The following is a 13890-nucleotide window of genomic DNA, read 5'->3' as shown; positions in this document are numbered from 1 at the left end:
GGGTCGTGGCTCGATGCCGAAGCGCCTCTTTACCAGGGGCCACCCATACCGCCTGAGCTACAAGCGCTTTATACCTCTCTCTCCAGTGGGCCCAGTCTCCGTACTGCGGTGCTCTGGATGTCACCGACCGCCTACGCTGCTGGCCCTCACTGGGCTGCTCATTCCCTAGGGCTTACTGCGCGCCACTTAGGCCGCGAGGTCGTGGCCGCCTGTGAGGCGGCGGGCACCCAGCGCGTCCCCAGTGTAGGTCCCCGGCTCTATCAGCAGGTACTCACCACTCATGCTGCAACCGGTGCTGCGGGCACCTGGCTGTTTGGGCTCGATGCGCTGTTGATTCGCCTTTCCTCAGCCGAGCGCTCCTTCTTCTGGGATGCCTTGTGGGATTTGCGGCAACGTCCCCCTTTGCTGCTGGCCTTGCCAGATGTGTTCCGTGACGTAGGGCCCACCGACCCGGGCCGGTGGTTGGCCGCCGAACCCCCGCGCGGGCTTCACCTATAGCCGCTGCGGCCCTTGTATTTCTGATTTCTCCAACACCCATCTTTCTCGCTTACCCGCTACATATGGTTGCAACTTCTACTACCATCGGCGACGTTACCGTGCCCAATCCCGAGTTCCGTTTCGTCTATGACGTGCGGCTCAGCCAATATCCCGACGACCCTGACAATCTTGCCCTAGCCAAGGCCTACCAGTGGACTAATCAGCAAATCGGCCGCGAGCTGCCTTCTGTGCAAGTACTCGTGTCGCTTTGCGACGCATTCGAGTTCGAAAGCAAAGAGATTGAAAATCGCCGTGTGCTCCAGGCCACTTACGGCCACGGCAAATCACACCTGGCCCTCGCACTAGCCAACTTCTTCGGTCAGCCCGCTGGCTCACCCGAAGTAGAGGCCGTGCTAGTAGGTGTCGACCACGTAGCACCTGGTATTGCTCAGCGCCTGCGCAATTTCAAAGAGAACCGCGCACCTTACCTCATCCTACGCCTAGCCGGCGGCGAGTCCGACAGCCTCTCTGCTGCTGTGGTGCGTGGCCTCGAATCGGCCCTGGAGGAAAATCCCGCCACCAAAGACGCCGAGCTAGGTCTCTGGTTTGATGAGGCGCTGTCCGTGCTCAACTCCTTTAGTGAGGAAGAGCGCGCCCGCACCAACGAGTACCTCGACAAGAACGCTGCCGACCTCAATCTTGACTTCGGAGCCCTGCGCACCACACTGGATGTGCAGCACCGCGACGGACGCTACCGTCAGCTCATTCACAAGGTGGTGCAGCACGTTCGCAAAGTGTACCCGCACTTCGATGCGGCCCTCTCGCCCCGCGACCTGCTGCTCAAAACCGCCGCCAAGTTCTGCGGCCCCGGCAAGCCATTCGCTGGCATCCTGGTACTGTTCGATGAGTTTGCCGCCTTCGTAGAGGCTTACGCCAAGCAATACGGCCTGCACACCGAGAGCCTGCCCCTCCAAAGCCTGCTCGACGGCGTCAGTGCCTTGCGCCAATCCAAGCAAGCTGTCTTCCTGGCCTTCGCTCAGCAAGACCCCGACGATGTAGCCGAACTCGCCATGCAGGAGCGGGGCACCGTGCAAGCTTCGCTCAACGACTTGAAAAAGGAGCTAACGCGCCTGCCTAACGAGGGGCGTAACCCGCTTTACTCACCCATGGAGGCCGTGCTCGATGCCTACCTGAAGCAGGATAAAGATGTATGGGACGCGCTTACTCCCGACGACTCCGTAGCCGACAACGACGTTATCGACGCCGTCGACTCCGTGCGTAACTTCTTTCCGCTGCGCTACACCGACGGTGCCGGCTGGACGCTTGATAAGATCCGCGTCACCATGGCCTACGGCTGCCACCCGCTGCACCCACTTACTACGGCCTTGCTCTGCTCGGCCACTCTGCGTGCAGGCACTGCGGCCCGTACGGTGCTTTCCTTCGTGAAGGATACTGTACTGAAATACTGCAGCCGGCCTGCCCTAGCCACCGATGGACGCCTCTGCTGGGTGCGCCCCGTGGAATTGGTGAAGTATTACCAACATCAGCTCGTATCCGACGATGCGTGGAAGCGCTACGAGGATACACTCCGCAAAGTAGCCCCCGCTTCTATCCCCGACGCCGAGGCCATTCTGCAAGGAATGCTGCTCTATGAATCGGCCGGCTTCCGTCCCGGCGACACCTCCGCCACGGATTACGCCGGTGCATTGGCTGTTCTCACGGGCCTGCCGCGCCCCACCGTTGAGCGTACCCTCGATACCCTCTGCGAAGTAGGGGGCTACATTGAGAAGGATGCCGTTAGCGAAACGTATCGTTTCTGGGCCAGTGGCCAAGACGGTTCCAAGGTAAAACAAACCCTGCTCGACGACCTTGCCAAGCTCAAACGCAGCACTTCGGCGCTGCAAGCTGCACTAAAGAAAGGGCTAAGCCGTCCTGAGCTGCCCCAGCAGGAAGAAGCTGCGTTTCTCAACACGCACAGCGGTGAATGGGCTGCTCGCGTCATTCTGCTGCCCCGCGAACAGTGGAGCGTCGCTCAGCTGGCCGATGCCATCAAAGCGCAAAGTATGGAGGTTAACGGCCGCCTCACCGATGCGGCCCGCGGTTACGTAATTCTGCCCCTGGCGGCTAACGATGCCGACGTCCAGTGGTTCCGGCAGCATGCTGCCAAAGATCTGGAACAAGCTCTTGCCGGGTTTGCCGAGCGGCAGCGTGTGCCTCCTGTCGTAATCGTGCTGCCCAAAAAGGCGCACGAAGGGCTGCTCAATAGTCTGCTGGAGCTGCATGTGCTCGATGAGCTGATGCAGCAGCCTAACCTAGTGCGTAACCTAGGTGAAGAAGCCGTCAAGCAGCGCCGAACGGCCCTCAACGCCAACTTCCAAAATGCGGCCCAAGCCCTGAAGGAAGAGCTAAACCAGGCGGCCGAGTGGCTAGTGCCCGCGCAACAGCGACCCGGCATTGAGGACCGGCTCCGGGCTAAAAGAATACCCCGGCTTAACCACATTCTCGAGGCCAGCTACGAAACGGTGTACTACCGCTTCGCGCCCTTCCTCGGTGACTCGGCCCGCCAGCACACTATGCGCACGGCCGTAGGTATGGCCGCTGTTCGCCTCTACAAAGGCAGTTTCTTGGATTGGGAAGAAGCTACTCGCCCCAACAACCTGGGCCGCGCCCGCGACCTGTACAACAAGGTTTTGCGCGACGGGCCAGCTGCCTCCTGGAAGGTAGTTGACAACAGCGCCCGCGTCATGGTGCCCAAGCTGCCTCAGGTCAAGCTAGCCTGGGATTTGCTGGACCAAGCCGTGCCCGCCGGCTCCGTAAATGTGCGTCTGCGCTCAATATTGCTGCAGCTACTCAACCCACCCTTCGGCTACGACCCTTATTCATTGGGTTTGCTGTTTGCCACTTGGTACGGCGTTAACCGTCATCAACTCACGCTAACCAGCGGAAAAGGCAGCCCCTTAGAGCCTAAGGATTGGCTAGGCAATACCAACGATTTCAAGCAAATCTTGGAGCACATGCTCCACACGCTGGACATGCGCGCCTCGCGCCGCGATGTGAAGGGTAGCGAAGTTCGCGCCCAAGATATCGTCACTCGGCTACGCTTCGCCGATACGATGTCGATAGAAGAGGCCGAAAAGGCCATTGCCGACCTGCGCGACTTCGCCGCTGCCCCTGATGCAACCAAGCCCAAGCTGCAAGAAGAAGCTGCAGAAAGTGCCAAGCATTTGGAGCACGAAGTTAAGCTGGCTACCAATTTTCAGCAGAAAATAGAGCCATCCTACGAGTCGCTGGATTCTATTTCTGTTGATGGGAAAGGCATACAGCAACTATTAGAGCTGTATAGGTTATTTGGCAACCCCGAGCAGGCTGGTTTTCCCCTCGGCCGGGTATTACCCTCTGCCAAGGAATTGTTGCCACAAGCACAGCGCAAAGCAGGTACCAAGCTGCGTCAGCACCTGACGGAGTTCTGTACTACACTAGCGGACATCAGCTCCATCCGCGGCTACGATCTGGCTAAGCAACGTTTGGCTGCTCTGCTTAACGCTGTGTCTCCTTTGGGTGAGCCGGATTTGGAACGTCGGATTAAGGATGCCGAGCAGCAACTAGAAGAAAAGCATGCTGGTTTTAGTCAGTTGGAGCAGGATGCCCCCATCCGTGAAAAACTCAACGAAGCCAAGCGAGCAGGTACCCTAGCTGAGTGGCGCGAGCTGCTAGCTTATCTCGACACGGCAGAACCACAGGCTGACATTACCAAAACTCAGCTAGCTGAAATGGTTCAGCTTTTGACGGCGAAACAGCAGGAGGCACTGCAGTGGTTGGAGATGATACACACCCGCGCGGAAGGTCTTACTGACACTGTGCTGATCAATTCATTCAACAAAGAGCTGATACGCCGGTTTGAGCAATTCAAGAACACTCCCGAAGCGGAAACCTTGAAGCAGCTTGAAGCACATGCTGAGCGGAGCAACAAGTTTGTGACTCAGCTAACCGAGCTGCGCACGGGCAAACCCAAGACTGCCGACGCTCTTCGTAAAGTGCTCAAGGAATACGACGTTTTGGCCGCTAAACCCGGTCTCTCCGTGGCTCAGGTAGAACGGGTACAGCAGGAGCGGGCCCGACTGGAAGAGCGCTTCGACGAGCAGCGCCGCGCCGCCAGTGTTAAGCTGGCCGAGTTAACCCAGTGCAATGCCGCAGGGGACCCACCGGCTCAGCTGTTGGTCGAGTTGGAGCGCAAGCTAGATTTCCTGCCCGACGAGGAGAAGCCCGCCCGCGACGCCCTCGAGAAGGCATTGCAGCGCCGCGTGGCGCAAGACAAAGCCAGCCTCGCTGAAAAGGCCTTCCTCGATATCAACAACCGCACCGAGCAAAAGGCCCTGTTGGCTCGTCTGCAGCAGCTCCTTGAATATCAACCGGCGTAACCTCGCTCCGTGGTAACAAACCAAGTTCTTCTGCTCGATCCGTTTGGCGATGCTCCAGTGCCGCACGGCCACGCACTTCTCACCTCTGAGGTAGAGTGGCTGCGCTATACCGTGCTTGCAGCACAAGGGCAAGCTGCGCCCGCAGTAGTGCGCGGATCAGCCCTAGTCCACTGGGCCGAAGCATGGTGGGAACAAGCCGGCGGTTCGTGCCGGCATCTTATTTCGCCCGGCGAAAAGATTCGCCAAGCTGTGCCTTCCCTCGCTACAGCCGAAGCCCAGGCGTTAGCCCAACAATTGCTAGTTGTGTGGGGAGAAGCATCTTGGCCAACCCCGCTGGACTTGCCAACCATTTTAGGGGCTTTACACCCCGAAGCCACTACGCTCTGGCAGGCCGAGCCCAGCGCCGAATCCGCGGCCCTGTCGGCTTTGACGGCGCAGTGGCTGTCGTGGCTGCTACCTACTAATGGTGTGCCTTCCGTCTCTGAACCGGTGCTGCGCGCCTGGGTGAGCCGCTGGCAAGCTGAATCAGCCGCGGCTTACCATTTGTTGCCTTTCTCCGCCGCAGGGGCGCGAGAGCTGCTTCGCGCCTGGTGTGGTCTACCCGACGCTGCCATTAGCTACCCAGAATACCAAGCACTAAGTCAGCTAGAAGAGTGCCCTTTGCCGTTGCCAGTGGAGTGGGTTGCCCAAGCCAAACAGCAGTGGGACGACGAGCTACGTGCACAAGTAGCTGCCGCGCCAGCAGGTACCGAAGCAGGCTTAGCGGCTGCCGCTTGGTGGGGCCAAACCCGTGCGGCCATCCGACACGCCGACCTCACCCCGGCAGCTTTGGATGTGGTGCTACGTTATCTCGACGAGCAGCCTCCCGTGCTGTCCGATGACTTGCTGCGGGCCCTGCGTGGCAGCCTTCCTGCCGCCGAGTACACCCGCTTACAGAAGTTGCTCCCCCCACCCGAGCCAACTGCTTTGCCCACTGAGCCCGAAGCGGTGCTCCGTTGGGTGACCGATGAATACTTGCCCTATCGAGCGTGGCAGGCCGAGCAAGAACATAATCCGCAGGCAGCCGCTACAGCCCGTACTCATGCTTTGGCCTTTGGGGAGTGGTTATTAGGTACGTACCCAGCCCAGCTCACCGGCGCGACTCACCCGTACCAGCAGCTGTACTGGACCCAGTCCACCCGCATCAAGCCCCAGCACGCCAACGAAGTTGTCGTATGGGTAATTGCTGACGGCTTGGGATGGAATGATGCTCGCTTGTTGGCCCGCCTCGTGCACGAACTCTCTCACGGCAATGTAGCTGCCACGCAGGCTACGCCTTGCTTTGGCTTGCTGCCCACTATCACCAAGTTCACCAAAGACCCAGTTCGGGCTGGCCTTCCGTACCAGCAGTTGCAATTGCACCAAGCCCAGTTCAAAGCGGAAGCCGACAGCGACGTGCGCGACAGTCAAGACCCGGTGAGCCGCGCCCGGCAGCTACAAGGTGGTCAGATGCTTGTATGGAAACCGCTGCAGCCAGACGAAGCTTACCACGAAAAGGGAGAGTTGTCTGTGGTGCGCCGCTCAGTGCGCGGCATTTTGCGCAACTTGGCCGAAACTATTGTGGATATAACTAGAGCGGTTCCGCGTGCCCACGCGTTGCGCGTACTGCTCACCACCGACCACGGCCGCATGCTGGGGCCATGTACCCGTGAAATCCCGGTGCCAGATGGCTTTGAAGCCCATGGACGGGTAGCTTACCGCCTTGGCGCCGGGCCAGCTCCTGAGCTTTCCCCCGATATCCACTGGCTCGACCCAAACACTTGGTTTAATCTACCCGGTTGGGTGGGGGTGGTGCGTGATGAGCGCAGCTTCCGCGTGTGCCGTCCCGATGGCAGTCAAGCCAGCGGTGCCGACAACTTCTCGCACGGCGGTATCTGGCCCGAGGAAGTCGTGGTGCCTTGGCTTTGCCTAGGCCGCCAAGTTGTTCCTGCGCGCATATCTGGTAGTGCAGCCGGTCGCACTAGGGTAGGGGCTACGGGTCCAGTTACGTTACAGCTTACCCACCACGGCGACCACCCTGTGCAGGTGCGTCGTCTCGTGCTTGCTTGGCCTACCACCGGCACAGTGCGCGAGCTGAGTGCAGCAGGAACTGTGTGGGGCAAGCAAACTACTACGTTAACGCTATCCTTGGCCGACTGGCCTACCGGGCAGCGCATTGGCTCGGCCGAAGTGAGCATCGTAGTTGAGCAAGCCGACGGGCAGGAGCTAACGTTCCCGCTCATCAATCAACTCAGCACCGACGAATTCCAAACGCAGCAAGTCGACCTGCTGGGCGACCTGTAATCTATCTTTGCTTGTACCATGAATACCAATTCGGACGACCTGTTCACCTTGTTTGAACCAACTGCTCCCACGCTGGCTCCGCTGACCAATGGCGTCGATATGGCCGCCTTAGAAGCCAAAGTAGAGCGGGTGTTTGGCAGCGTTTCGATTGATAAGCGCCGCCTGGGTGCTTCCAAGCTGCAAAGCCGTGGTATCCCCGGCTACGTGGCCGAGTGGGTCTTGGAATCCAAAGTACCAGGTCGAGGTCCGTTATCTGCCGATGATGCCGCCAAAGTACTAGACTGGGCTGCTCGGGTGGTGCCAAAACCTGACGAAGGCAACATAATCCGAAACCGCCTGCTCAATGGCGAGTCGGTGCGCATCCTGACTCCCGTGCAGGTTGATGTAGTGCTGTCGGGAAAAAAGGCCGAACGGGTGGCCAAGCTGCCCATGATAGGGGAGGACCGTGCCCAGATTGCCGAACACCTGCTCGAAGCTTATCCGGCATTGCTCCAGCAGGGCATGTGGGGCGTTGCGCAGCTGCTCTACATTCGCGACCAGGGCATTGTTATCACGGAATTCCAGCCCATGCAAGCCACCGTCAACCTCGACCGTTGGCGCGAGGCTAGACGCGAGTTCAAGCTGGAAGAATGGCGGGCTCTGCTGCTACTTACCATGGGCTATAATCCTGCTGCTTACAGCCCCGAAGCCCAGCAGCTGGTACTAGCCCGTTTGCTGCCGCTGGTGCAGAAGAACGTGCATCTAATGGAGCTGGCGCCCAAAGGCACGGGTAAGAGCTACATCTACGAGAATATTTCCCCTCTCGTGCGCCTCGTCAGCGGAGGCAATGTCTCGCCGTCGGTGCTCTTCGTCAACAACCAAACCAATCAGCCTGGCATCTTAGCTCGCTATGCGGTGGTCGTGCTTGACGAAGTTCAAACACTCAAATTCGATAATCCCGCCGAAATAGTAGGCGGCCTGAAAGGCTACCTCGCTAACGGAAAAATCTCCCGCGGGGGCAAGCACGAAATGGCCTCTGATTGCGGTTTTGTGCTTTTGGCCAACATTACGCTCGACGCCAACCAACGCCCCGCCAACGAGCCTTTAGTCGTAAGTGAACTGCCCGTCTTCCTGCAGGAAACCGCTTTTCTCGACCGCATCAAGGGCATGATTCCTGGTTGGGAAGTACCCAAACTCTCTCCGGCTAGCTTCGCCGAGCAGAGCGGTCTGAAAGCTGATTACTTCAGCGACATTCTCTTGCATCTGCGCCAGGAACTCACCACCGATGCCTACTGCGCCCGTCACATCAATCTTGGCCCAGACGCATACCAGCGCAATCAGGAGAGTGTGCGCGCTCTAGCCAGCGGCTACATGAAGCTGTTGTTCCCGCACGGTGAAGTCACCCCTGCCGAATTCTACAAGTACTGCGTTGAGCCCGCCATCAAGCTTCGGCAAGGCGTGTGGGACCAGCTCTACACCATCGATGCCGAGTACCGCAAGTACGGCCGTTACATTACCGTTGAGCGGTCCTAGTACCATGTCACTCATTTACCTCGATCACCACGCTACTACCCCTTGCGACCCAGTCGTGCTGGAAGCCATGCTGCCCTTTTTTCAGGGCCAGTTCGGTAACCCCTCGTCACCACACTTTGCTGGCGCCCGCACTGCTGATGCCGTGCAGCAAGCCCGTGAGCAAGTAGCAGAGTTGGTAGGGGCCCAACCCGGCGAGGTTATCTTCACTAGTGGTGCAACAGAATCCAATAATTTGGCATTACTAGGCTACGCACGCGCTGCCCGCGCCACCAACCCGCGCCGGCGCATTGTCATTTCATCTATCGAGCACAAAGCGGTTACCAACCCCGCGAAACAGCTAGCCCGCGAAGGATTTGAGATAGTAGTGCTGCCTGTTGATTCTCAAGGCACTATTGACCTTGCTGCTGCTCGAGAGGCCATCAATGATCAAACACTATTGGTATCCGTCCACTCCGCCAACGGCGAGGTAGGCACCATCCAACCTATTGCCAAACTAGCTGAACTGGCCCACGCTGTTGGTGCCCGCTTGCATACTGATGCAGCGCAAGCAGTCGGTAAAATTCCGGTGGATGTGTTGACTTGGGGAGTAGACATGCTGTCCATCAGCGGCCACAAGCTCTACGGCCCTCAAGGCATTGGGGCCCTCATTGTGCACCAGCCCCGCCGTACTCAGCTCGAACCGCTCAGCTACGGCGGAGGTCAGGAGCGCAGTTGGCGTTCGGGCACTTTGAACGTGCCTGGCATTGTTGGCCTTGGGGCAGCCTGCGCCCGCTGCCAAGAGTTGCTGCCGACCGAATCGGTGCGTCTGGCTACCCTCCGCGACGAATTTGAGGGCGCGGTAATCAATGCAGTACCGAATGCTTACCGTAATGGCAACCCTGCGTTGCGCTTACCTCACAACTCCAGTCTTACTTTTCCCGGTATTGAAGCCGACGCTTTACTTGCTCGGCTTCCAATAATAGCGCTCAGTACTGGTTCCGCTTGCGACTCCGGTACCATCGAGCCCTCCACTACATTGCTATCCATAGGTCTTTCTCGTGACCATGCCCGCGCTACAGTCCGAGTAGGTTTAGGGCGGTTTAATAATTCAACTGAGCTAGACTACGCATCAACCCTCTTTGTTGACCAGATCAATGCTGTGCTTTCAATGCTAGGGGTATAAGTATATAACTTTATAACCGTACCCAGCTACGATTGCTGAACAAGCTAGAGCACAGACGTTACTTTATGCATAGTGAAACGATAAGCACATAGAGCCTTGCTAGCAGCATGGAAGACTGCGGATGGCGTTATAATGTGGCGAAACAGCTTTGTACAGTTTGAGCAAGCAGAAGAAAGTTAGCCATTGAGGTAAAACGACATAATAACGTTTCCGGCCATGAAAATCCTGATAGTAAGCGCGAAGAAACTACGGCGGCTCCTTGCCGAAATCATAAATGAAAAAATTCAAGTGCTGTTGAAAGAAGTACCGATGTCTCAGATCAATTCGAGGAACTCAGCATTTGAGCCGGTGTATCTTACGACTAAGCAGGCATTATCCTACCTGCACATTAGCAAACCTACCTTGAATAAGCTGCGACGTGAAGGACTGGTACTTGGACTTCATGTATCTGATAATCGAGTTCTGTATGAGAAAAAGCAGCTCGACTATTATATTAAACACCATCCGGCTGATTTGAACGACAAATAGTCGTGTGCATCTACAGGAGGGGTGTATAGAGTTACGTCTATTTGGAGACTGTTTGGAAATCGATTGTTAGAGTGTCTTGTGTTTGAGCTGTTGCTTGAACTCAGCCCTGACGCAATGGATGGAGCAAGATGGATTAGAGCCGTAGGGATGGTAGACCCTAACATGAGTATTCCCCGTCCGTTCTATGGCCGCGTTGGATAGTTACGTTAGGCCAGTAGAGACTGCTTAGGATCAAGAATGCTGCGGTGGATGACGTCGCCTCACGTTTCCCTTCTGTTACTGTTTCGTATGTAACTAACTTCTGCCCTGGTGGCGGCGATGTAAGCAAAGCCCAGTTGGCCGTGTACCCCCAACTGGGTCATAGCCTGCGGCACCTGGAAGTGCGCAACATGCCGGCGAGTTTCCGCCAGCTGGTACGTCGCTGCGGAGCTGTTAGCTTGTACGTGATGGAAGCCGCCGGCACCTACTACCTTGTCCTGGCTTACCATCTGATAGCGGCCGGCGCCGAGTTGGCCGTGCTTAACCCCATCGTCGTGCGGCACTTCATCCAGAGTCGGCAGAAGAAGTTAAGCTAAGCGAAAGAGCGTTCCAATACACAGCGGCAGTCTATCGACACGAATTCACGGGTGTACGCTGGACAGTTAATAACTTTGTGGCGCTGGCCGCGCTCTATCGGCCCTTCGGTGAAGCAGCCGCGGTAGGGGCGGTCCGTCACAGAGATGGTCAGGAGTGGCTTCAAGTACCGGTGCTCAAGCAGCAAGGGGCCACGCAGCGGCTGTCGTGCTAGTTGGCCGCTTGCGATCAGCGGCCCAGACACGGCCCTGCTGGTCTACTAGCAGCAGCCGTTTGCACCCATTCATGCACTTGCCTTGTTCCTGCCGCGGTGCTCGGCGATGCACGGGGCTAATTTGGAGCTCTGGCCGCCCGGGCACAGCACTGCTGTGTGGGCGGTTGCCCCTGCGCCTGCTGGTCCGCCTCGTTTAAGCCCAGGTTCAGTTACTACAGTGTGCCGTTTTATTGCCAGCGGCGGAAGTAGTATACCGCGGGCTAGGGCTGCACACGTACTACAACGCTTCAACAGCTCGCAGTAGGCACAAGTTTCGCTTGCTTTGCAGCGGCAGCCAAGGTGTAATACCTTGCCACTGCGAGTCAGAGAGGTTGATAGCTGTCAACCATCATGCGGACCGGAGCCTAGGAACTTCGCCTGCAATTCGCTAGCTCGTTTTCTTTTAGCCCCAAAGCAATTTCCATACAGACGCTTAGTTGCACATGCCTACTACTAATACCACTGATGCTGTTCGACATTACTTGGTTTCCCGAGCTAATTACGCTTTGCTCTTAACAGGAAAGTGGGGCAGCGGAAAGACGCATTTTTTTCGCCATAAGCTAACGCCAATGATCAAGGACACACCAACTTTGGGTGATGCTTCTGTTAAGTACGAAATCATTGAGCTCTCGGTCTTTGGCCTTGCTAGCATTGAAGAAGTAGAAACTAAAATATTTGTGCAGCTCCTGCCTTTTTTAAGCGAAGGCACCGGTAATCTGCTGGCTAAGTGTGCTGGATTGTTCACTAAAGCCTTTCTGACGTTCAAAACCGGCAGCGACTGGCGTATAACTCAGGCGGGTGGTAAAGTGGTGGAGGAATCAGCTACTGATATTTTTGCTTGGTTTAGAAGCAGGAGTAAAAAGATGGCTAAGAGCCTGGTCGATTTTCGGCGGTTTGTCATCTGCGTAGACGATATCGAGCGTGGTATAGGTGAAAAGGGTTTAGATTTAACTACTTTACTAGGTTACTTAAATACTCTCGTTGACAACGGATTCAAACTTATTGCTATTGCAAATGAAGATGAGATAAAGTCCCCACAGCTGGAGGTTTTGAAAGAAAAGGTTATTGGAGAAACCTTAGCTTTTACTCAATCACTAGCAGATGTACTTGACGATGTGCTTGCCGCTGAATTTCCTGATCAAGTCGTTTTTCAGAGGTTCCTTCTAACTCAGCGCGATCTTTTAATAGAGTTGTTTCCGGAGGACAACCTGCGTACCCTTATTAGGTTTGCGCACAAAATGTTGCCTCTTTACTCTTCACTAACTGTAGCCGAGGAAGGGGCATTAACAAAGCAAGTTCACTTGGATTCAGCTCTGCCAGCACTAGTGCGCTTCTCAGCAGCTATATTTAATGAACACCAGCGTAATAAGCTTTCCTACTTGGATCGAAGCAGTCTTGATTCAGTAGTAATGCAGCTAGGTCAACATTTGAGTCTGCAGTCACCCGAAAGTGACTCTACTTCAAAGCCAGAAACGGTAGGTGGATCCATATTGGGAAAATATTATCATGGAACAAAAATAAAATACCATTTTTTTGCTCACACGTTCGATTACCTAGTAAGCGGTATTGCCATTAATGCGGATGAGCTCATTGCAGAATTGGCTGCTGTTTTTCCAATTGATTCCAAAGGTCATTTGCGCCCCGAGCAAAGAGCTCTATTGAATTTGGAATACGAATACATTATGACTCTAGATGATAAGCAGTATATGCAAGCAGTTCAAGAGGTGTTGAATTACGTTGATGCTGGGGCCTATTTAATTGGTGATTACATTACGCTGTATTGGAAAGTACTAGCTTTTGGCAATCCGTTAAGTTTAATGCGAGAGGAAGTAACAATGCGTCTAGCTCGAGGCATGAAAAAAAGTCTTTCGCACTCTGGACCCATCCCTAACGCAAAGCAGTTTTTAAGCCTTAGTGGTATACAGCAAGGGATAGACTTTTCATTCTTGTCCAGATTGCGTTGCATTACATTGCATTACAACGAACAGCTTATCAAACAGAAGATTGCAGGTGCCCAAGCCAGAGCCAAAGAGTTATTGGCGGATGATATCAATCAATTACTTGCATTTGCAAGCGAGCGCGCTCAACTGCCTCTCCCCTTATTTGCAGACCTAGACCCTGAGTATTTTGCCCGCCAACTTTTAGCTTACATCCCAACCTTCACGCAAGTCCCTAGCTTGCTGCAATTCAGAGCCGCTTATGATCATGCCTCAGCAGAAAATGCCTTTTGGCATAAAGTAATTGAATACTTGAACACACAAGTTCCACCTTCAGGAATTCAGCGTTATAGAGTCAAGCGCTTAGCACGAGTACTTGCTTCTTTTTATAAGGTCGCTATTGCAGAGACTATTGCAGAGGAAGTTCAGTTAGATTGAACCAAGAATGGCCTTAGTAAAGAGTGTAAGTGAGTTCATACGATGGCAGGCCGCGCAGAGGCTTGAGGCGTTTAGTTGTCAGCTAGCATAAAGGCTCGTAAGGGGGCTGATTTAGTTGAGCGACGGGCAGACAGTAACAGTAGCGTAACATGGTAGCTTCTTTAAGCGGGGATGTTCATGCGCTCGACCTGACCGTTAGTCTAGAGGCAGGCTTGGTAAGTATTTGCTCGATGTTGTGCTAGCCAACTGAAGATGTAGCTGTCAGTATAG

Annotated in this window: 7 protein-coding genes; all 7 read left to right on the top strand. The window is 55.4% G+C overall.

Annotation, left to right across the window (positions count from 1 at the left end):
- Window positions 1-560: 560 nt before the first annotated feature.
- The 7 genes from E5K00_RS08395 (at window position 561) to E5K00_RS08365 (ending at window position 13620) form a co-directional block, all read left to right on the top strand.
- Window positions 561-4895 (top strand): coiled-coil domain-containing protein, encoded by a 4335-nt coding sequence (locus tag E5K00_RS08395; protein WP_135462782.1) that lies wholly within the window; start codon window positions 561-563, stop codon window positions 4893-4895.
- Between the two features lie 339 nt (window positions 4896-5234).
- On the top strand, window positions 5235-7217 hold the full coding sequence (locus E5K00_RS08390; protein ID WP_167856805.1) for a hypothetical protein: 1983 nt from the start codon (window positions 5235-5237) through the stop codon (window positions 7215-7217).
- 18 nt (window positions 7218-7235) lie between these two features.
- On the top strand, window positions 7236-8729 hold the full coding sequence (brxL, locus tag E5K00_RS08385) for a BREX system Lon protease-like protein BrxL (protein ID WP_210114286.1): 1494 nt from the start codon (window positions 7236-7238) through the stop codon (window positions 8727-8729).
- Entirely contained in the window at window positions 8680-9891 is a 1212-nt protein-coding gene (locus E5K00_RS08380; protein ID WP_135462780.1) for a cysteine desulfurase family protein, read from the top strand. The genes brxL and E5K00_RS08380 overlap by 50 nt, the downstream gene beginning before the upstream one ends.
- Window positions 9892-10107: 216 nt before the next feature.
- Complete coding sequence (locus E5K00_RS08375) at window positions 10108-10419, top strand: MerR family transcriptional regulator (RefSeq protein ID WP_135462779.1); 312 nt, start codon at window positions 10108-10110, stop codon at window positions 10417-10419.
- A 341-nt stretch (window positions 10420-10760) separates the two neighbouring features.
- Window positions 10761-10994: a hypothetical protein gene (locus tag E5K00_RS08370; RefSeq protein WP_135462778.1), complete on the top strand. Its 234-nt coding sequence runs from the start codon at window positions 10761-10763 to the stop codon at window positions 10992-10994.
- A gap of 694 nt (window positions 10995-11688) precedes the next feature.
- Complete coding sequence (locus tag E5K00_RS08365) at window positions 11689-13620, top strand: P-loop NTPase fold protein (protein ID WP_135462777.1); 1932 nt, start codon at window positions 11689-11691, stop codon at window positions 13618-13620.
- Window positions 13621-13890: the final 270 nt, after the last annotated feature.

It is taken from the genome of Hymenobacter aquaticus (assembly GCF_004765605.1).
In the GTDB taxonomy this organism is placed as follows: Bacteria; Bacteroidota; Bacteroidia; order Cytophagales; family Hymenobacteraceae; genus Hymenobacter; species Hymenobacter aquaticus.
Note: the sequence above shows the minus strand (reverse complement) of the source record. Positions and strands in the feature narration are given on the sequence as shown.

Excerpts from the sequence above, each read along its gene's own strand:
- E5K00_RS08395 (WP_135462782.1), top strand. The coding sequence starts at position 561 with ATGGTTGCAACTTCTACTACCATCGGCGACGTTACCGTGCCCAATCCC.
- E5K00_RS08365 (WP_135462777.1), top strand. The coding sequence starts at position 11,689 with ATGCCTACTACTAATACCACTGATGCTGTTCGACATTACTTGGTTTCC.
- E5K00_RS08375 (WP_135462779.1), top strand. The coding sequence starts at position 10,108 with ATGAAAATCCTGATAGTAAGCGCGAAGAAACTACGGCGGCTCCTTGCC.
- brxL (WP_210114286.1), top strand. The coding sequence starts at position 7,236 with ATGAATACCAATTCGGACGACCTGTTCACCTTGTTTGAACCAACTGCT.
- E5K00_RS08380 (WP_135462780.1), top strand. The coding sequence starts at position 8,680 with ATGCCGAGTACCGCAAGTACGGCCGTTACATTACCGTTGAGCGGTCCT.